The sequence below is a fragment of the Arthrobacter sp. zg-Y916 genome (genome assembly GCF_020907385.1).
Classification (GTDB): Bacteria; Actinomycetota; Actinomycetes; order Actinomycetales; family Micrococcaceae; genus Arthrobacter_B; species Arthrobacter_B caoxuetaonis.
On the sequence record NZ_JAJJOD010000001.1, the window covers coordinates 416,067 to 435,699 of the forward strand.

General features: G+C 66.0%; 15 protein-coding genes. 11 read left to right on the top strand and 4 right to left on the bottom strand.

The genetic code is table 11. From position 1 onward, the window contains the following. The first annotated feature begins 62 nt into the window (after window positions 1-62). Both trhO and LOC59_RS01990 read left to right on the top strand, forming a co-directional pair. A complete protein-coding gene (trhO, locus tag LOC59_RS01985; RefSeq protein ID WP_227915587.1) occupies window positions 63-971 on the top strand; it encodes an oxygen-dependent tRNA uridine(34) hydroxylase TrhO in 909 nt (302 codons plus the stop codon). A 174-nt stretch (window positions 972-1,145) separates the two neighbouring features. Then, window positions 1,146-2,960: an FAD-binding protein gene (locus LOC59_RS01990; RefSeq protein ID WP_229970438.1), complete on the top strand. Its 1,815-nt coding sequence runs from the start codon at window positions 1,146-1,148 to the stop codon at window positions 2,958-2,960. 32 nt (window positions 2,961-2,992) lie between these two features. On the opposite strand, the gene LOC59_RS01995 is transcribed toward LOC59_RS01990, so the two are convergent. After that, entirely contained in the window at window positions 2,993-3,592 is a 600-nt protein-coding gene (locus LOC59_RS01995; protein WP_227894087.1) for a TetR/AcrR family transcriptional regulator, read from the bottom strand. Window positions 3,593-3,721: 129 nt separating this feature from the next. Between LOC59_RS01995 and LOC59_RS02000 the strand changes: the two genes are divergently transcribed. The 6 genes from LOC59_RS02000 to proC all read left to right on the top strand — a co-directional run bounded on the left by LOC59_RS02000 (window position 3,722) and on the right by proC (window position 12,914). Beyond that, window positions 3,722-5,179: an MDR family MFS transporter gene (locus LOC59_RS02000; protein ID WP_229970441.1), complete on the top strand. Its 1,458-nt coding sequence runs from the start codon at window positions 3,722-3,724 to the stop codon at window positions 5,177-5,179. Window positions 5,180-5,301: 122 nt separating this feature from the next. Next, entirely contained in the window at window positions 5,302-6,984 is a 1,683-nt protein-coding gene (locus tag LOC59_RS02005) for a DUF7059 domain-containing protein (RefSeq protein ID WP_229970443.1), read from the top strand. A 159-nt stretch (window positions 6,985-7,143) separates the two neighbouring features. Further along, window positions 7,144-9,864 (top strand): type I DNA topoisomerase, encoded by a 2,721-nt coding sequence (gene topA, locus LOC59_RS02010; RefSeq protein WP_227894090.1) that lies wholly within the window; start codon window positions 7,144-7,146, stop codon window positions 9,862-9,864. 87 nt (window positions 9,865-9,951) lie between these two features. Next, window positions 9,952-10,989 carry a Ppx/GppA phosphatase family protein gene (locus LOC59_RS02015; RefSeq protein ID WP_229970445.1) on the top strand — a complete coding sequence of 346 codons (1,038 nt, stop codon included), beginning with the start codon at window positions 9,952-9,954 and terminating at the stop codon, window positions 10,987-10,989. Continuing rightward, window positions 10,986-11,819 (top strand): sugar phosphate isomerase/epimerase family protein, encoded by an 834-nt coding sequence (locus LOC59_RS02020; protein ID WP_227915585.1) that lies wholly within the window; start codon window positions 10,986-10,988, stop codon window positions 11,817-11,819. The genes LOC59_RS02015 and LOC59_RS02020 overlap by 4 nt, the downstream gene beginning before the upstream one ends. 249 nt (window positions 11,820-12,068) lie before the next feature. Then, the gene (gene proC, locus LOC59_RS02025) at window positions 12,069-12,914 is read left to right on the top strand and encodes a pyrroline-5-carboxylate reductase (protein ID WP_229970447.1); all 846 of its coding nucleotides are present in this window, start codon (window positions 12,069-12,071) and stop codon (window positions 12,912-12,914) included. A 15-nt stretch (window positions 12,915-12,929) separates the two neighbouring features. Here proC and LOC59_RS02030 read toward each other — a convergent pair whose 3' ends face one another. Then, window positions 12,930-13,598, bottom strand: coding sequence for a potassium channel family protein (locus tag LOC59_RS02030; protein WP_227894094.1), 669 nt, complete (start codon window positions 13,596-13,598; stop codon window positions 12,930-12,932). Beyond that, entirely contained in the window at window positions 13,591-15,000 is a 1,410-nt protein-coding gene (locus LOC59_RS02035) for a TrkH family potassium uptake protein (protein ID WP_229970450.1), read from the bottom strand. Before LOC59_RS02035 ends, LOC59_RS02030 begins: the two co-directional genes overlap by 8 nt. Window positions 15,001-15,109: 109 nt before the next feature. Here LOC59_RS02035 and LOC59_RS02040 point away from each other — a divergent pair, with 109 nt between their 5' ends. The 3 genes from LOC59_RS02040 to gdhA all read left to right on the top strand — a co-directional run bounded on the left by LOC59_RS02040 (window position 15,110) and on the right by gdhA (window position 18,362). Further along, the gene (locus LOC59_RS02040; protein WP_227894096.1) at window positions 15,110-16,318 is read left to right on the top strand and encodes an acetoin utilization protein AcuC; all 1,209 of its coding nucleotides are present in this window, start codon (window positions 15,110-15,112) and stop codon (window positions 16,316-16,318) included. Between the two features lie 61 nt (window positions 16,319-16,379). Next, window positions 16,380-16,934: an ArsR/SmtB family transcription factor gene (locus LOC59_RS02045; protein WP_227894097.1), complete on the top strand. Its 555-nt coding sequence runs from the start codon at window positions 16,380-16,382 to the stop codon at window positions 16,932-16,934. An 87-nt stretch (window positions 16,935-17,021) separates the two neighbouring features. After that, window positions 17,022-18,362 (top strand): NADP-specific glutamate dehydrogenase, encoded by a 1,341-nt coding sequence (gene gdhA / locus LOC59_RS02050; protein ID WP_227894098.1) that lies wholly within the window; start codon window positions 17,022-17,024, stop codon window positions 18,360-18,362. On the opposite strand, the gene LOC59_RS02055 is transcribed toward gdhA, so the two are convergent. Beyond that, window positions 18,359-19,576: an alpha-hydroxy acid oxidase gene (locus tag LOC59_RS02055; RefSeq protein WP_331460401.1), complete on the bottom strand. Its 1,218-nt coding sequence runs from the start codon at window positions 19,574-19,576 to the stop codon at window positions 18,359-18,361. The two genes, gdhA and LOC59_RS02055, sit on opposite strands and share 4 nt — an antisense overlap. Window positions 19,577-19,633 lie beyond the last annotated feature (57 nt).

Genomic DNA, 19,633 nt, shown 5'->3' on the forward strand with positions numbered 1-19,633 from the left:
CCCAGCCGGCGGCAGGGCTGAACACAAAATAAGGATTTCCCCCGCCGGTCTACCCTTAAGACGTGGCTGTTAACCGAATTGCTCTCTACTACGCTTTCACCCCTCTCTCCGACCCGGAGGCCATCCGCCTCTGGCAGCGGACCCTGTGCGAAAAACTGGGCCTGCGCGGGCGGATCCTGGTCTCCAAGGACGGCATCAACGGAACCGTTGGCGGGGAACTGGGCGCCGTCAAGGCCTACGTGAAGGCAACCAGGGAATACCCCGCCTTCAAGAAGATGGACATCAAGTATTCCGAGGGCTCGGCGGACGACTTCCCGCGGCTGAGCGTGAAGGTCCGTCCCGAGATCGTGAGCTTCGGCGCTCCCGGTGAGCTCAAGGTCGACGAAAACGGTGTCGTGGGCGGCGGCACGCACCTGCGGCCCGAAGAGCTGCACAGCCTGGTGGAGCAGAAGAAGGCCCAGGGCGAGGAAGTCGTCTTCTTCGACGGGCGCAATGCCTTCGAAGCCCAGATCGGCAAGTTCAAGGGGGCCGTGGTTCCGGACGTCACCACCACCCATGACTTCATCAAGGAACTGGAGTCGGGCAAGTACGACGACCTCAAGGACAAGCCCGTGGTCACGTACTGCACCGGCGGCGTGCGCTGCGAAGTGCTTTCCGCGCTCATGGTGAACCGCGGGTTCCAGGAGGTCTACCAGATGAAGGGCGGAATCGTCCGCTACGGGGAGACCTTCGGGGACAAGGGCCTGTGGGAGGGCTCGCTGTATGTCTTCGACAAGCGGATGCACATGGAGTTCACTGACGACGCCGCCACGATCGGACAATGCGTCCGCTGCCAGGCTCCGACCAGCAAGTTCGAGAACTGCTCCAACCCGTCCTGCCGCAAGCTCACGCTGTACTGCGCCGAGTGCGCTGCGGACCCTTCCACCCTCCGCTGCCCTGACGGCTGTGCGGACCAGGACGGCGCACAGTAGCACTGCCGCACCTGCTGCGGCACCCCGCCGAAGCCCCGCCTGACGGTTATCCGCCGCCGGGCGCCTTCCCGTCCCCAAACGCTCCTGCGGCTGGTACGCTCCCGCGCACGGCCGACCGGCCGGACACGGTTCGTCCCTGCCCCTGACGGGCAGGGCCGCGGAAAGGCACTGGGGATGGAAAGCACAGAAACGAGCGGCACCTCAGCCGCACAAGGCATGCCTGCCGGCATGCCTCAGGTACCCGGAACACCGGCAGCGCAGCCGGCCAAACATCAGGCAGGCAAAGACGCCGGCGCCGGATGGGACCGGATCACGGATGTCCTGGTCGTGGGAAGCGGCGGTGCGGCACTGACCGCGGCCATAACCGCTGCGGACGCCGGACAGGATGTCCTGGTTGTGGAAAGTACCGAATTCTGGGGCGGGACAACGGCGATTTCGGGCGGCGGACTGTGGATGCCGAACAATCCGCTCATGCGCGCCGACGGCGTCAGCGACAGTGAGAAGAAGGCACTGACCTACATGGAAGAGGTCATCGGGGACGTCGGCCCGGCCTCCTCCAGGGAACGCAAGGTGGCATTCCTGCGAACCGTTCCGGAACTGGTGGATTTCCTGGGCGGGCTGGGGGTGCAGTGGATGAGGTCGAAAGACTACCCCGACTACTATCCGGACCGTCCCGGCGGAATGATTGGCCGCTCCCTCGAGGTGAAACCGTTCGACACCCGCCTGCTCGGCCCGTGGTTCAACAAGGCGAGGGCGAAATCGCAGGGGATGCCGGTTCCCCTGACGACAGACGATGTCTGGGAAATTTCCCGTGCCTGGTCAACGCCCGGAGGCTTTGTCCGCGGGGCCCGCTTTGTGTTCCGCACCCTCGGCGGACTGCTCGCCGGCAAGCGGCTGTTCGGTACCGGCGGCGCCTTGACGTCGTCCCTGATGTACATAGTCCGCAACCAGCAGACCCCGGTCTGGCTCTCCTCCCCGCTGACGGACCTGATCCAGGATGGGGACGGAGCCGTGATCGGCGCCGTCGTCACCCGCGGCGGGAAGCCGGTGCGGATCCGGGCGCGTTCCGGGGTGATTCTCGGTGCGGGCGGCTTCGCGCGGAACGCCGAGTGGCGGAAGAAATACCACGGGTTGGAACGGGAGTACTCTTCAGCGCCCGACGGCGACCAGGGCACGGTGATCGATATGGTCAGCCAGCTCGGCGGAGGCCTGGCGTTGATGGACGACGCCTGGTGGGGACCATCGACAGTCGGTCCGACAGGCAGGGTCACCTTCACGCTGGCCGAGAGGTCCATGCCGTTCTCCCTGGTGGTGGACGGGGAAGGCAACCGGTACCTCAACGAGTCCGAGTCCTACGTGGACTTCGGCCACCACATGCTCGAACGCCAGGCCAAAGCGCCTTCAGTGCCCAGCTGGCTGGTCACCGACGTCCGGCATACCCAGCGCTACCTGAACGCGTCCCTCGTGTCCGGGCGAAAGAAGTGGAGGCGGGCGGGCCTGCTGCTGCGCGCTGACACACTGACCGGGCTGGCTGAGCAGATGGGCCTGCCGCAGGGAGCGCTGGAGGACACCGTGCAGCGCTTCAACGGATTCGCGCGCACCGGGGTGGATGAGGATTTCAACCGGGGCGCCACCGCGTATGACAACTACTACGGCGATCCGCGGGTCAAGCCGAACCCGAACCTCGGCCCGCTGGAAAAGGGTCCGTTCTACGCCATCCGGCTCTACCCCGGAGATCTTGGCACCAAGGGCGGCGTGCTGACCGATGAAGAGGCGAGGGTGCTTCGGGAAGACGGAAGCCTGATTCCCGGGCTCTATGCCGCGGGGAACACCACGGCATCGGTGATGGGCCGCACCTATCCCGGCGCCGGGTCGACCATCGCCCCGGCCATGGTCTTCGGATACCGGGCGGCGCGGCACGCGGCAGCACAGCAGGCTGCCGGACTGGGTGGGGCGGAACGCGAAACCCTGACGGAACCCGTCGGCTAAAGCAGGGCCTCCGCCCCGGCAGCCGAGTCCTGCTAAGCGCTGAACGCAGCCGGGGCGGTGACTTCCGCCAGGCTGGATACTGCCTGCTCGAACAGCTCCGCAGGATTCGAGGCACGGCCGGCGGTTTCCTCCAGGGCAAAGCACTGCCAGGCAATCCGCCAGGTGCAGGTAATCAGCTCCGCCACGATTTGTGCCTGCATCCGGGGGAGCAGGCCCCGTTCGGCCAGCGCGCCGCTCAGCACATTCACCAGGTGTATTTCCTGACGGGAGACCGCCTGCAGCAGCCTGGGTTCGTGCAGCAGCAGCCTCGAAATCCGTTTGAACTCCACCTGTTCAACCTCATAGGCGAACTGTTCCCGGCAGGCATCGATCAGCTCTCGCAGAATCTCAGCCGGGGACAGGGAAGGCTGGAGCTCCCGGGAGAGGAGCGCGTCCAGCAGTTCGCTCTGGCCCGGCACCGCGGCGGATTCCTTCGAGTCGTAGTAGCGGAAGAAGGTCCGCTCGGAGATTCCGGCCCGTTCCGCAATGCGGGCCACCGTCGTGGTCTCGATCCCCGCTGTCTCCAGCAGGTCCAGGGTTGCCAGCTGGATGTCCCGTCTGGTTGCGGCCTTGTGGTCTTCCCTTTTTCCCACGCTGTCCCAGCTTCCGTTGGAGTGTCCGCGAGCGCTTGTCTTCTGTCACAGTATGCCACTTCGGTTAGAAAAATCTGTCAGTCTGTGACAGTATTTTCCGGTTCGAGTCCGACAGAAACCGAGGAATCCTTGAGTCACGAAAGCACCACAGCCGAGCACCAGGGGCAGACCGCTGCACCGCCCCGTCCGGCACTGTCCACCAAACAGCTGACAGGCATCATCGGAGCACTGGCCCTGGCCGCGTTCCTGATGATCCTGAATGAAACAGTCCTGACCGTGGCCCTGCCCTCGATCATGGCGGATCTGGACGTTTCCGCCGCAGCAGGGCAGTGGCTCACCACCGGATTCCTGCTGACCGTCTCCGTGGTCATCCCCGCCACCGGATTCCTGCTCCAGCGCTTCACCACCCGCAGCCTGTTTATCTTTGCCCTGGCCAGCTTCCTGGTCGGCACGGTACTCGCAGTCTTTGCGCCGAGCTTCGCTGTCCTGCTGATCGCCCGGATTATTCAGGCCGTGGGCACAGCGATCGTGCTGCCGCTGCTGATGACCACCACGCTGACGCTGGTGCCCATGCACAAGCGCGGTGCCATCATGGGGCTGAACTCCATCGTCATTTCGGTGGGGCCGGCCGTCGGACCCACTGTGTCCGGTGCAGTGGTCAATGCCCTGAGCTGGCACTGGATCTTCGTGCTGATGACGCCGATCGCCCTGGTGATCCTCGTCCTGGGAATCATCTTCATCAAGATCCCCTCCGCCACCCGCAAGCTGCCGCTGGACGTTCCCTCGGTGATTCTCTCCGCCCTGGCCTTTGGGTTCCTGGTCTACGCGATTTCCAGCCTGGAACACGCGTCGGAGAACCTCCTCCTGGTCGGAGCGAGCGTCGTCGTCGGTGCCGGATCCCTGGTCCTGTTCATCAAACGGCAGATCACCCTTGCCCGGACCGGCAGGGAACTGCTGAACCTGGCACCGTTCCGGAACCGGAACTTCAGCCTCAGCGTCGTCATGATCATGATCGCCATGGGCACCCTGCTGGGAACCGTGATGATAGTGCCGATCATGCTCCAGACCGGCCGCGGCCTGGACACCCTGACCATCGGCATGATGCTTCTGCCCGGCGGACTGGTGCAGGCCGCCGTCGGACCCGTCTTCGGCCGGGTTTTTGACAAGTTTGGCCCGCGCCCGGTCCTCATCCCGGGTGCCGCCATGCTGGCACTGGGGCAGTGGCTCTACGTGTTCCTCACTGCGGAGTCCCCGCTCTGGGCGTTCACGGCGGCCCACATTGTCTTCAGCATCGGACTGGCCATGCTGATGACCGGGCTTCTCTCCGCGGCCCTGGCGACGGTCGATCCCCGGCTCTACGGCCACGGCTCGGCGATTTTCAACACCGGACAGCAGCTTGGCGGCGCGATCGGCACCACCATCTTCGTCACGGTCCTGTCCATGCTTTCCGCTGCGAAGCTCGGCGAAGGCTCGGCCCTGTTGGATTCGTTGTTCTCCGGCGCGCACACCGCCTTCATCATCGGAGCGCTCCTGGCCACGGCCGGACTGGTGCTGGCGCCCTTCATCAAGATCCCCCGCCGCGCCTGACCAGCGCCTCACCCAACGAGATAGCAGAAACTGCCCGTATGAACGCTCATACGGGCAGTTTCTGCTATCGGGGGAGGCGGTGCGGGGGAAGGGGCAGGTGCCCCGGAACCTAGACTGGATTGGTGAATGACTTCTCCCGTGTCCCGGGCACACCCCAAAGTTCCGACCTCCCGCTGCTGGCCGGCCTCGCTGCGGATCTCAGCGATGCCGGCTACACGGTCGACGGCGTCGCCGCCTTCCTGGGCGAGGAGGCCGGTGCGGCGCTGGGCAGGGACCAGGTGGTGCCGGCAATGCTTGCCTGCCAGGCAGCGTTCGACGCCGCGGCACCCGAACCTGTTGCGGCGGCCGTGGCGCTGTGGCTGGTGGGGGAGTCCCTGCCTGCGGCACTCCTGGAGAAGGCTTTCCCCCGGACCGGCTCCGCAGGCCTGCGGAGCCTCGGCCTCATCGAGGACGACCCGGAGAACCCGGACCGGGTTCGCGCCGCGGTGGACCTGCGCCCCTATTCCTTTGATGCACCACCTGTGTCCGACGGCGGCAACGGCGGCAACGGCGACGGAAGGCCGGACGCGCTGCCCGCAACCCTGCTGTGGGTCGCCAGCGACCTCGGTTCCCACCAGCGCCCCGGCGTGCTGCCGCATGACCACGTGCTGGGCATCGGGCAGGCCTCGCTTTCCCTGGCCCAGCTGACCGTCCGCCGCCCGGCCGACAGGGCACTGGATCTGGGCACCGGCTGCGGCATCCAGGTCTTCCACCTGCTCAGCCACGCGCAGCACGTCACCGCGACGGACATTTCCGAACGGGCCCTGGCCTTCACCCGGTTCAACCTCCTGCTGAACGCCGCGGCACTGGGCATCGACCCGGCCCGTCCGGAAGACAGGGTCGACCTGCGGCTGGGCAGCATGCTCGAACCGGTGACCGGGGAACAGTTCGACCTGGTGGTCACGAACCCGCCGTTCGTCATTACCCCGCGCTCCGCGGAGGAAACTCCGGAGGAACGTTTCACCTACCGCGACGGCGGACTGCCCGGTGACGCCATAGTGTCCGGCCTGTTCCGCAACCTCGAGAGTGTCCTGGCGCCCGGCGGAACAGCGCAGCTGCTCGGCAACTGGGAGATCCAGGAGCCCGGCGACGCGGAACACGGCGAGGAAAACGAAACCGGCTGGAGCGCCAGGCTTCGTTCCTGGCTGCCGGAGTCCATGGACGCCTGGGTCATCCAGCGCGAAGTCCTCAGCCCCGCGGAATATGCCGAAATGTGGCTCCGCGACGCAGCAGAGAACCGCGACCGCAAGGACTACGCCGCGTCCTACGCCGCCTACCTCGCCGATTTCGCCTCGCGCGGAACCACCGGAATCGGCTTCGGATCGGTCTGGATGCGCCGCCGCGCGGAACGCGGCGCCACGCCGCTTCGCCGGTTCGAGGAAATTACCCATCCGCTGGAAGCCCCGATCGGACCGCACCTGGCTGCCGCCGTCGACCGCTTTGACTGGAGCCAGGCCCATCCGGATCTCGCCGCTGAGCATCTGGTGGTGGCAGAGGACGTCACGGAGGAACGCCACCAGCGTCCCGGCGCCGAACATCCCGGCGTGATCCTGCTGCGCCAGGGAGCGGGCCTGCGCCGCACCAACCTGATGAGCACGGAGCTCACCGGCTTCGTCTCGGCGTGCGACGGCGATTTGCCCGCCGGCGCGATCATCGGTGCGCTGGGTGCCCTGCTGGGCCGGGACGATCCGGAGTTTGCGCCGGCGCTGGAAGCCGAGGTCCGCAACCTGGTGCTGGACGGATTCCTGCTGCCCGTCCAGGCGTAGCATGGGCCACTGATATGGGCTTTCGTCAGCCCGGGGGCGCGGTTGAGGTTACCCTAGTGCTTGGGGATTCCCCATACTGTCTTAGGATGAGCACGCCTGCGGTCCAATCGCCTGCGCCGTCCATCACCCGTTTATGATCCACCCGTACGTAGGAGAACAGTGCCAGTTAAGGCAACGGACAAGTCGACCGGCAAGAAGAAGAAGCTGGTAATTGTCGAGTCACCGGCCAAGGGCAAGACTATTGCCGGATACCTTGGTGAAGGCTTCGAGGTGACCGCCTCAATGGGCCATATCCGGGACCTTCCCCAGCCGTCTGACCTCCCGGCTGAGCTGAAGAAGTCCTCGCTGGGCAAGTTCGCCGTCGACGTCGAAAAGGACTTCGAGCCCTACTACGTGGTCTCCACGGATAAAAAGAAGAAGGTCGCCGAGCTCAAGGCCGCCCTGAAGGACGCCGACGAGCTCTATCTCGCAACTGACGGTGACCGCGAAGGCGAAGCCATTGCCTGGCACCTGCTCCAGGTGCTCAAGCCCAAGGTTCCGGTGCACCGCCTGACCTTCCCCGAAATCACCAAGGAAGCCATCCAGCGCGCCCTGCTGGAGATGCGCGACGTCGACATCTCGATGGTCGATGCGCAGGAAACCCGCCGCATCCTCGACCGCCTCTACGGGTACGAGATTTCTCCCGTGCTCTGGCGCAAGGTCGCCCGCGGACTCTCCGCCGGCCGCGTGCAGTCCGTCGCTACCCGGCTGGTGGTCGAGCGCGAACGCGAACGCATGGCCTTCCGCTCCGCGTCCTACTGGGACCTGCTGGGCACCTTCGCCACGGCGTCCTCGGAAACCTTCAAGGCACGTCTGACCTCGGTCGACGGTGCACGTATTGCCACCGGCAAGGACTTCACCGACCGCGGTGAGCTCAAGTCCAAGACTGTCACGCACCTGGATGAAGCGGCCGCCGTCTCCCTGGCAGCCGGCCTCCAGGATGCGTCGTTCACCGTCCGGTCACTGGAAACCAAGCCGTACACCCGCCGCCCGGCGGCGCCGTTCACCACCTCCACGCTGCAGCAGGAAGCCAGCCGCAAGCTGCGTTTCTCCTCCCGCGTGACCATGCAGGTGGCACAGCGGCTGTATGAAAACGGCTACATCACCTATATGCGTACCGATTCGCCGGCCCTTTCGGACCAGGCGATCAATGCCGCCCGCCGCCAGGCCTCGGAACTGTACGGACCCGAATACGTGCCGGAAGCCCGCCGCGTGTACAAGGGCAAGTCCAAGAACGCGCAGGAAGCCCACGAGGCCATCCGCCCCGCCGGTGACTCCTTCCGCACGCCGGCGCAGGTGGCATCTTCGCTGCGCGGCGACGAATTCAAGCTGTACGAGCTGATCTGGAAGCGCACTGTGGCCTCCCAGATGGCTGATGCCAAGGGTTCGACGGCGTCGGTCAAGCTGGGTGCGGTGTCCGCGGACGGGCGCGACGCCGAGTTCTCGGCCAGCGGTACGGTCATCACCTTCCGGGGCTTCATGGCTGCCTACGAAGAGGGCCATGATGCTTCGCGCAACGAGGAAGACGGCAGCGACGATTCGCGCCTGCCGATCCTGAAGAAGGATGATCCGCTCAGCGCAGCCGACCTGGCTGCCGGCGGCCATGAAACGTCCCCGCCGCCGCGTTTCACCGAAGCTTCGCTGGTGAAGATGCTGGAAGAGCTCGGCATCGGACGGCCTTCGACCTACGCAGCGACCATCTCCACCATCATGGACCGCGGGTACGTCACCACCCGCGGCCAGGCGCTGGTTCCGAGCTGGATCGCGTTCTCCGTGGTGCGCCTGCTGGAGGAGCACTTCACGGATTACGTGGACTACGACTTCACCGCGGAAATGGAAGAGGACCTGGACCGCATTGCCCGCGGCGAAGCCGGCCGCGTGGAGTGGCTGAACCAGTTCTACTACGGCGACCGCGTCGAAACCGGCCTGCACACGATCGTGAACGACCTCGGCGAAATCGACGCGAGGGCAGTGAACTCGATCGAGATTGCTGACGGAATCGTCCTGCGCGTGGGCAAGTTCGGCCCGTACCTGGAGCGCCCGCTGCCTGCGGATGCACCGGAAGGCACCGAGCCGGACCGCGCCAACGTCCCTGAGGACCTGGCTCCGGATGAGCTGACCGCCGAGAAGGCGCTCGAGCTGATGAACAGCGCCGGACCCGAGGAACGCGTCCTGGGCGAAGATCCGGAAACCGGCCGCACGATTGTGGCACGCAACGGCCGCTACGGGCCCTACGTGATTGAACTGATCCCGGAGATGACGGCTGAGGAACTGGCCAACCAGCCGGTGGAATACTACAAGAACGGCAAGCCCAAGCCCCCCAAGAAGCCCGTCAAGGTCAAGCCGCGCACCGGCTCGCTCTTCAAGTCCATGAGCGTTGAGACGGTCACCCTGGAGGAAGCCCTGAAGCTGATGCGGCTTCCGCGCGTGCTCGGGACAGATGCCGAAGGCAATGAGATCACGGTGCAGAACGGCCGGTTCGGTCCCTACCTCAAGAAGGGCACCGACTCCCGGTCGATCGGCTCCGAAGAGGAAATCTTCACCATCACGCTTGAGCAGGCCCTGGAGATCTACTCGCAGCCGAAGCAGCGCGGCGGACGCCAGGCAGCTGCCCCGCTGGCGGAGTTCGGTACCGATCCGGTGTCGGAGAAGCCCGTAGTCGTGAAGGACGGCCGGTTCGGGCCGTACATCACCGACGGGATCACCAACATCACGGTTCCGCGGTCCATGGCCATCGAGGAGCTGACCCGGGAACGGGCACTGGAACTCCTGGCCGAGAAGCGCGAAAAGGGTCCGGCTGCCAAGAAGCCGGTCCGCAAGCGCGCCGCAGCGAAGAAGTAAGCACGTGCCCGCTGCCGTGCACGCCCTCCTGACCCCTCCCCGGGGCCGGGAACGCGTGCGCGGCAACAGCGGCGCGATAATGGAACCATGCGTCTAGGCGTCCTGGATATCGGCTCAAACACCGTCCACCTGCTGCTGGTGGACGCGCACCCCGGTGCCCGGCCCGTTCCGTATGCCTCCCACAAGCGGCCGCTGCAGCTGGTGACCCATCTGGACGACGACGGCGCGATCACGGACGAGGGGCAGCGGCTCCTCGTGGAATTCGTGCTGGAGGCACGTGAGTTCGCCGCCCGGCACCGAGCCCGGGACCTGCTCGCGTTCAGCACCTCAGCCATCCGGGAATCAGCAAACGGGCCCTTGGTGCTGGAACACGTGGAGGAGCAGACCGGCGTCGCCCTTCGGGAGCTGAGCGGACGGCAGGAAGCCTCCATGACCTACCTGGCCGCCAGGCGCTGGTACGGCTGGGGTGCAGGCAGCCTGCTTGACCTGGACATTGGCGGCGGGTCCTTCGAACTGGCGCAGGGACAGGACGAACTGCCCGACGTCGCCGTCTCCGTTCCGCTGGGAGCCGGACGCCTCACCCGGGACTGGCTTCAGACAGACCCGCCCGCACCCCGCCGCGTGGCGGCCCTGCGGGCCTACATCAGGGACACGGTGCAGGACGCGCTGCTGGAATTTCTCCCGTACGGAACGCCGCACGTGGCGACGGGAACCTCGAAGACTTTCCGCTCACTGGCCCGTGTGTGCGGCGCGGCACCCTCGGCGGCCGGCCCCTACGCCAAGCGGAAGCTGCGCCGCAGCGACCTTTCCCAGCTTGTCCAGCGGCTGTCCGGGATGAGCGCTGCCGACATTTCCCGGCTGGACGGCGTCTCGGCGCTGAGGGCTCCCCAGCTGCTGGCCGGAGCCCTGGTCGCGGAGGCCGCCATGGAAGCGTTTGATCTCAAGTCCCTGCGCATCTGCCCCTGGGCGCTGCGCGAGGGGCTGATCCTGCAGCGGTTCGACACGCTGCGTTTCGACACCCCGGGCCCGCTGCCGGCCGGGCCTGAAACATACCCGCAGGAACCGGCCGGGGCGCTGGTCCTGGCTGTTGCCGGTGAATCGAACGGAAGTGCGAGCACAACATGACCCTAACCTCACCAAAGCCTGTCCAACCCGCCTCCAACCTGCCGCGTATCCCGGTGGCGTTGTCCAGTTCCTCGGTCTATCCGCTCTCTGTCCATGACACTTTTGCGGTGGCGCACGACCTCGGATACGACGGGGTGGAGGTGATGGTCACGGGCAGCCAGATCAGCCGGAATCCGGAGACCCTGAAGGACCTGATCGAGCGGTACCGGATGCCGGTGCTCGCGATCCATGCTCCCACCCTGCTGCTGACACAGCAGGTCTGGGGTAAAGCATGGACCAAGATCGAGCTTTCCGCCGCGATGGCCGCCGAAGTCGGGGCGAGCGTCGTGGTGGCGCACCCGCCGTTCCGCTGGCAGACCGGCTATGCCGGAAACTTTGCTGAAGGCGTGCGGCACATTGCCGAGCAGTACGGCGTCACCATTGCGGTGGAGAACATGTATCCGTGGCGGGTCCGCGGCCGGGAGGCCAAGGCGTACCTGCCCCACTGGAACCCGCTTCCGGAACCCTACGAGCATGTGACCTGGGACTTCTCCCATGCTGCGATCGCGGGAATGGACTCCTACGAAGAGATCCGCAGGCTGGGGACCCGGCTGAGCCATGTCCACCTGACCGACGGAACGCCCAACGGCAAGGATGAGCACCTGCTCCCCGGGGAAGGGACACAGCGCTGCGCCGAAGCCCTGCAGTACCTTTCAGAGACGGGGTACACAGGGACCGTGGCCATTGAAGTCAGCACCCGCAAGGCCAAAGAGCCCGGCGAACGGGAAGAAATGCTGCGCCAGACGCTGGAGTTCGCCCGGGTAAACCTGAACCAGGTCCTGGACGAATAACGGCGGAAAGAAGCCCGGAACCGGGCGGTTAAACGAGTGTGTGCCGACGATTGCAACGGGACGGTTGGGGGGAACATCCACGAATCGCCGGCACCACAGGACCGGAAAACCGGCCCTTCATCACTCGCACCTCCAAGAGGCAGTACCCACAATAGGCACCGACGATGTGCAGGAGCATTGAGGAAGCTGGATATTAGCTCCGAATCAGGCGTATTCGGGGCTGCGGGGAGGGCATGAAAGAATCGGGCCATGCCCACTTCTCCCCGAATCTCATTCCTCGGCTGCGGTTCCATGAACGAAGCCATCCTCGGCGGCATCCTCGCCGGAGGCTTCCCCAAGGACCGGGTCACTGCCACCGTCCGCCGCGCCGAACGGGCCGCCGAACTGCGTGTCCGCCATGGGATCACCGTCTTGGCAGGCTCGGAGGACGAAGCCGCCAACCGGAACGCCGCAGCGGAAGCCGACGTGCTGATCGTAGGGGTCAAGCCCGCCGGCGTGCGTGCCATGCTCACCGAGGTGGGACCGGTGCTGAAGCCCGGCGCCGTCGTCGTGAGCGTTGCTGCCGCGGTGCCGCTGGAATTGATGGAAGCCGCCCTGCCGGCCGGGGCCCAGGTCATCCGCACCATGCCCAACACTCCGGCCAAGCTGGGCCGGGGCGTCACCGCGCTGTCCGCCGGAGCTGCGGCTGCACCGGCGTCCGTGGAACTGGTGCGCTCGCTCCTGGCGGGAACCGGGCGCGTGGTCCAGGTTCCCGAAGAGCAGATCAACGCCGTAGGTTCAGTCAGCGGATCCGGACCCGCTTACGCTTTCTATCTTGCTGAAGCCATGGCGAAGGCCGGAGCGGAACTGGGGCTCGAGCCGGAGCTGGCGGTCCTGCTTGCCGCCGAAACCCTGGCCGGCGCCGGCGCCATGCTGGCCGAACCCGGAGCCGACGCCGCGGCCCTCCGCAGGGCCGTGACCAGCCCCAACGGGACCACGGAAGCGGCCATCGGAGTCTTCGCGGACCGGGACCTGCCGGGCATCATTGCAGCCGGCATGGCCGCGGCCGCCGAACGCTCTGCAGAAATCACCGGTGAGTTGAACGCCGCTTCCTAGCGGAGGGACCGCCCGCTAGGGGCGCGAGGCGAACCGTTCCAGCAGGTCCACGTGGCCGGAAACGATCAGCACGTCCCGGCTGGAGACCCGGGTGTCCGCCTGGGCGTAGGTGAAGTCCTCGCCCGGGGACTTCACCCCGACGATCGTGACCCCGTATTTGGACCGCACGTTGGACTCGCGCAGGGTGAATCCCTGGGTCTCCTTGGGCGGGTACATCTTGACAATTGCGAAGTCGTCGTCGAACTCGATGAAGTCCAGCATCCGGCCGCCCACCAGGTGTGCGGCCCGCTGGCCCGCATCGGCCTCCGGGTAAATCACGTGGTTGGCGCCGATCCGGGTCAGGATCTTGCCGTGGGCGGGCGTGATCGCCTTGACCCACAGGTGCTCGATGCCCAGATCCACCAGGTTCACGGTAATCAGCACGCTGGACTCGATTGACGTGCCCACGCCCACGACGGCGGCGGAGAAGTCCTGCGCGCCGAGCTGCTTCAGCGCGTCAATGTTGGTCGCATCCGCCTGGACCACGTGGGTGAGCTTTCCCGAGGCCTTCTGCACCAGGTCCGGGTCCCGCTCGATCGCCAGGACTTCCCGGCCCTGCTTCACCAGCTGCTCGGCGGTGGCAGAACCGAAGCGTCCCAGCCCAATAACCAGGACGGGGGCGTTGTGCGGCGGTCTCTCAGCCAATGATGGGCCTTTCCTCGGGGTAGTGGTACAACGGCTTGCGTTGCCGCAGCGCCAGGGCGGCGGCCAGGGTGATGGTGCCCACGCGCCCGGCGAACATCAGGCCGGCCAGGATGTACTTGCCAGACGGCGGCAGCTCGGGACTGAGCCCAACACTTAGTCCTACGGTAGCGAAGGCAGAGATCACTTCGAACAGTACCGGCTGCAGGGTTTCGTCCGTGACGACCAGCAGCCCGATGGTAGCCACCGCCACCATGGTTGCGCCCAGGATCACCACGGAAATGGCCACGCGCAGGGCACCGGCCGGGATGTTCCGTCCGAAGGCGCGGACGTCCGTGTCACCGCGGGCCTCGGCAACGATGGCCAGGAAGATCACGGCAATGGTGGTCACCTTGATGCCGCCGGCCGTCGATGCGGAGCCGCCGCCGGCGAACATCAGCATGTCCGTGATGAGCAGGGTGGAGGCGTCCTGGTCCGCCATGTCCACCAGGCTGAAGCCGCCCGAACGCATCATCACGGAGGCGAACAGGGCGTGCAGGATCTTCTCTCCCACGCCCATCCCGGCAATGGTGCGCTGGTTGAACCATTCGAAAACCGCCCAGAGCAGCGTGCCGGCAACCAACAGGATCAGTGACATCAGCACCGTGAGCTTGGTGTGCAGGTTCCAACCCCGGGCCCGCAGCCGGCTCTGCAGCAGGACCATGATGACCGGGAAGCCCAGGCTGCCAATGAAGACGCCGACCATGATCGGCACCAGGACCCACAGGTCATATTCGTACGGCACCAAACCGTCCGAGTGCGGCGTGAACCCGGCGTTGTTGAAGGAGGAGACGGCGTAAAAGACGGCGTGCCAAATCGCCTGTCCCGGTGACTCGCCCAAGATCATGAACCGGGGTGCCAGCACAGCGGCCAGCGCGAGTTCAATCAGCACCGTTGTGCTGACAACGATCCGCAGCAGGTTGCCGACCTCGCCCAGGCGGCCGGTGTTCATGCCTTCCTGTGCGATCAGCTTGCCGCGCAGGCCCAGACGCCGGTTCACGGCCAGCGCCAGCAGTGAAGCCATGGTCAGGATGCCCAGGCCGCCCACCTGGATAGCCACCAGAATGAGTACCTGGCCGAACGCGGACCAGTGGGTTGCCGTGGACACCACGGTCAGCCCGGTGACGCAGACGGCCGAAACAGCCGTGAACAACGCATCATGCAGGGCGGTGGCCTGCCCCGAGGAGGACGCCACGGGCAGTGCCAGGAGGGCCGTGAACAACAGGATGACAAGGGAAAAGACGATCAGGGCCAGCCGCGCCGGGGACGAGTTGGCCACGGCGTCTATGAAGTCCCGGGCTGCAACTACCAAGCCGAGGGGGCGGCGCAGGTTGGTCTGCCGCGTCAGCTGAGGATCGGATGCCATGGGTAGAAAAGTCCAGTTCTGTGCGCGGTGGTCCTGAATAGGTAGTAAACCACTTAACCCTGCCGCCGGCGTTGCGGGACGCGGGGGCCGCATCGCGTAGCCTGTGAGCATGACCACTTCCGGGCTGAGCCTCCCCGCGATTCCAACACGCATCGTGTGGGACGAGTCGATGATGGGCTACAACTTTGGGCCAAACCATCCCATGAGTCCGCTCCGCCTGGACCTCACTGCCCGGCTCGCGAAGGAACTGGGAATCTTCGACCTGCCGCAGGTGAGCCTGACCGATTCGTTCGTCGCAAGCGACTCCCAGCTGGCCCGGGTCCATCTGCCCGAATACGTTGCCGCCGTGCGTGACGTCAGCCGGAATCCCGGACAGGTAAATGAACCGCTGGGACTGGGGACCGAAGACGACCCGGCCTTTGAGGGCATGCACGAAGCCAGCGCCAGGCTCTTTGGGGGATCGCTGGCAGCGGCGGAAGCGGTGCTGTCCGGCGAAGCGCTGCACGCAGTGAACTTCAGCGGAGGAATGCACCACGCCGCGGCCGGCAAGGCCTCCGGGTTCTGCATCTACAACGACGCCGCTGCCGCCGTCGACCGTTTCCTTGCTGCCGGCTATACCCGAGTCCTCTACATCGACGTCGACGCGCACCACGGTGACGGCACGCAGTCGATCTTCTGGAACGACCCGCGCGTCATGACCATTTCCCTGCACGAGACAGGGCTTTCGCTTTTCCCGGGCACGGGATTCGCCAACGAAGCCGGGGGACCGGACGCGCCGGGCACAGCGGTGAACGTGGCCCTGCCGCCGGGCACCTCGGACGCCGGCTGGCTCCGGGCCTTCCACGCCGTCGTCCCGCAGCTCACCGGTGCCTTTGAGCCGCAGGTGATCATCAGCCAGCACGGCTGCGACGGACACCGGGACGACCCGCTGTCCAACCTGCGGCTTTCCGTGGATACCCAGCGGCAGGCAGCGCTGAGCATTTCCGGGCTGGCCGACCAGTTCAGCGAAGGCCGCTGGGTAGCCACCGGCGGTGGCGGCTACAACGTTGCGAGTGTGGTTCCGCGGTCCTGGGCCCTGCTGCTGGCAGTGGCTGCGAACCACCGAATGCCGGTGACGACGCCGGTTCCGGCCGCCTGGCGCGACTACGTCCGGGAACGGCACGGCATCGATACCCCGCAGGCGATGGGGGACGGCGTGGACATGTGGTGGCGGTCCTGGGAAGTTGGCTACGACCCCAATGACGACATTGACCGGACTGTCATGGCCACCCGCAAGGAGATCTTCCCGCTCCACGGACTGGACCCCTGGTTCGACTAGTCCGCTGCACGTCCCGATGGCGGGAAGGCCGCCGGGGGCATGTACCGCTAAGGTAATGCCTATGGTCATTGACGATGTATTCGCTGTCATCGCGGAAGGCACCCGGCGTGAAATCCTCGGTGCCCTCCGTGGCGGGGACAAATCCGTTGGAACGCTGGTTGAAGAACTGGAGGTCAGCCAGCCCACGGTGTCGAAGCACCTGAAGGTCCTGCGCGAGGCCGGCCTTGTCACCATGCGCGCTGACGGCCAGCGCCGTTACTACGCGCTGAAGACGGCCCCCCTCGATGAAGTAGTACTATGGCTAAGCGCATTTGATCTGCCATCACTTACCGCCGCCCAGCCCACCACTCCGCGTCTGGCCGGCGTCGCCGCCGGGCTGGAGACAGCCGAAACACGCGGCGGCCGGTCCCTGTTTGCCGGACGCCCAGCGTCCGAGGCAGGCCGGCAAACCGCTGCCGCTGCCGTGGCAGCGCAGCTGCCGCCGGGGGCCGCCGAGCACCTTTCGGCATCCGACGCCAGCGTCCAGCAGCAGCTTGGCCGCACCGTCGGCCGCGCCGCGGAACGCGCCGCTGATCTGCTGGGTTCACTGCCCAAGTTCCGTCGCCGTCGCCCCTAGACGGCATCCCGCACCGGTCCTGGATCGCGCACAGGCACCAATCGGTCTAGCGTATTAAGCGGGAGGGGATCACCAAAGGAGCAACACATGGACGCAACTCTTACGCGCGTGCGCGACGAAGTATTCCGCCGCAATCCCGGCGAAACCGAATTCCACCAAGCGGTGGTCGAAGTCTTCGAATCCCTCGAACCGGTGCTGCGCAAGCATCCCGAGTTCGGCGAAGCCGCCATCCTGCAGCGTATCTGCGAACCCGAGCGGCAGATTATCTTCCGGGTCCCATGGGTCGACGACGCCGGACATGTGCGCATCAACCGCGGCTTCCGCGTCGAGTTCAATTCCGCGCTTGGCCCGTACAAGGGCGGGCTCCGCTTCCATCCGTCCGTCTATCTGGGCATCGTCAAGTTCCTCGGCTTCGAGCAGATCTTCAAGAACGCACTGACCGGCATGCCCATCGGCGGCGGCAAGGGCGGCTCCGACTTCGATCCCCGGGGCAAGTCCGACGCCGAAGTCATGCGGTTCTGCCAGTCCTTTATGACCGAGCTGTACCGCCACATCGGGGAATACACCGACGTCCCCGCCGGTGACATCGGGGTGGGCGGCCGGGAAATCGGTTACCTCTTTGGGCAGTACAAGCGCATTACGAACCGTTACGAGTCCGGCGTCCTCACCGGCAAGGGAGTGAGCTGGGGCGGGTCCCTGGTCCGTCCCGAAGCAACCGGCTACGGCGCGGTGATGTTCGTCGAGGAGATGCTCAAGACGCGGAGCCTCAGCCTGGACGGCCAGCGGGTCATCGTCTCCGGTTCCGGGAACGTGGCCATTAACGCCATTGCGAAGGCGCAGTCGCTGGGCGGCAAGGTCATTGCCTGCTCGGACTCCGGCGGCTATGTCGTGGACGAAGCGGGCATTGATGTTCCGCTGCTGCGCCAGATCAAGGAACACGAACGAGGCCGCATCTCCGAGTACGCAGCGCGCAGGGGCAGCGGAGTTTCCTACGTGGCCGGCGGATCCGTCTGGGACGCCGGTGCGAACGTCGCCCTTCCGTGCGCCACCCAAAACGAGCTGGGCGAACATGACGCCGCCTCGCTGGTCAAGTCGGGTGTTGTCGCCGTGGCCGAGGGTGCGAATATGCCGTGCACCCCGAAGGCAATCGAGGTGTTCCAGGAAGCGAACGTCCTCTTCGGTCCGGGCAAGGCTGCCAACGCCGGCGGCGTTGCCACGTCTGCGCTGGAAATGCAGCAGAACGCCAGCCGCGATGCCTGGTCCTTTGAACACACCGAACAGCGGCTGAGCCAAATCATGGTGAACATCCATGACCGGTGCGCGGAAACGGCGGAAGAATACGGGGCTCCCGGCAACTACGTCGTGGGCGCCAACATCGGCGGCTTCGTCAAGGTCGCCGACGCGATGCTGGCGCTCGGCGTCATCTAGTCAACCGCGGCCGCGTCCAGCCCCGGGCTCCCGCTGAGAGGGGCATAGGCCGAGAGCAGCCGGACATGCTCCGGCTTGAGGTCGGCGATGCGGTCCACCCCCATGAGCGCCAGCGTGCGGGCGGCCTGGGTGGAGAGGATCTCGATGGTCCTGTCCACTCCGGCCCGCCCGCCGGCCATCAGTCCGTACAGGTAGGCGCGGCCTATCAGCGTGAAGTCGGCACCCAGGGCGAGAGCAGCGACGATGTCCCCGCCGCTCATGATCCCGGTGTCCAGGATGATGCTGGTTTTCCCCTTGAGCTCGGCAGCAATCTCCGGGAGCAGGTGCAGGGGAATGGGAGCGCGGTCCAGCTGGCGTCCTCCGTGGTTGGACACAACGATGCCGTCTGCCCCGTAATCGACGGCCTTGCGGGCGTCCTCCAGGGTCTGGATCCCCTTCACCACCAGGTTCCCCTTCCAGGTCCGGCGGAGCCACTCGAGATCATCGAAGGTCAAGGTGGGGTCGAACATGGAATTGATCAGGTCCGCGACGGTGCCGGAGTACCGGTTCAGGCTGGCGAAGGACAGCGGCTCGTGCGTCAGGAAGTTGAACCACCAGGCCGGCCGGTAGGACGCATCCAGCACGGTCTTGAGTGTCAGCGCCGGAGGGATGGTCATGCCGTTGCGCACGTCGCGGAGGCGTTCACCGGCGACGGCGGTGTCCACGGTGACCATCAGCGTGTCGAATCCGGCTGCTGCCGCGCGGTCGATCAGTTCCCTGGACTTCTGCCGGTCCGTCCAGAGGTAGAGCTGGAACCAGTTACGTCCATCCGGTGCTGCCGCTGCGACGTCCTCGATGGACGCCGTGCCCATGGTGGAGAGCGTGTAAGGGATCCCTGCCGCCGCTGCAGCCTGCGATCCGGCGTATTCACCCTCCGACTGCATCATGCGTGTGAACCCCGTGGGTGCAATTCCGAAGGGAAGGGCAGAGGTGCGGCCCATCACGGTCGTGGAAAGGTCCACAGTTTCGACGTTCCGCAGTACTCCGGGCCGGAACTCGACGTTGGTGAACGCCTCCCGGGCACGCCGCAGCGTGATTTCTGATTCGGCGGCGCCGTCGGTGTAGTCAAACGGCGCCTTGGGCGTGCGCCGCTTCGCCAGGTCCCGCAGGTCCCAGATGGTGCTCGCCCGGCGCAGCTTTGCAGCTGCTCCCAGCTGAGGTTTCTTGAACTGCATCAGGGGAGCGAGGTCGTGGACGCGGGGGACACGGCGGGTCAGGGCCGGAGGTTTGTT

Excerpts from the sequence above, each read along its gene's own strand:
- LOC59_RS01990 (WP_229970438.1), top strand. The coding sequence starts at position 1,146 with ATGGAAAGCACAGAAACGAGCGGCACCTCAGCCGCACAAGGCATGCCT.
- LOC59_RS02015 (WP_229970445.1), top strand. The coding sequence starts at position 9,952 with ATGCGTCTAGGCGTCCTGGATATCGGCTCAAACACCGTCCACCTGCTG.
- LOC59_RS02020 (WP_227915585.1), top strand. The coding sequence starts at position 10,986 with ATGACCCTAACCTCACCAAAGCCTGTCCAACCCGCCTCCAACCTGCCG.
- proC (WP_229970447.1), top strand. The coding sequence starts at position 12,069 with ATGCCCACTTCTCCCCGAATCTCATTCCTCGGCTGCGGTTCCATGAAC.
- LOC59_RS02035 (WP_229970450.1), bottom strand. The coding sequence starts at position 15,000 with ATGGCATCCGATCCTCAGCTGACGCGGCAGACCAACCTGCGCCGCCCC.
- LOC59_RS02040 (WP_227894096.1), top strand. The coding sequence starts at position 15,110 with ATGACCACTTCCGGGCTGAGCCTCCCCGCGATTCCAACACGCATCGTG.
- LOC59_RS02045 (WP_227894097.1), top strand. The coding sequence starts at position 16,380 with ATGGTCATTGACGATGTATTCGCTGTCATCGCGGAAGGCACCCGGCGT.
- gdhA (WP_227894098.1), top strand. The coding sequence starts at position 17,022 with ATGGACGCAACTCTTACGCGCGTGCGCGACGAAGTATTCCGCCGCAAT.
- LOC59_RS02055 (WP_331460401.1), bottom strand. The coding sequence starts at position 19,576 with ATGCAGTTCAAGAAACCTCAGCTGGGAGCAGCTGCAAAGCTGCGCCGG.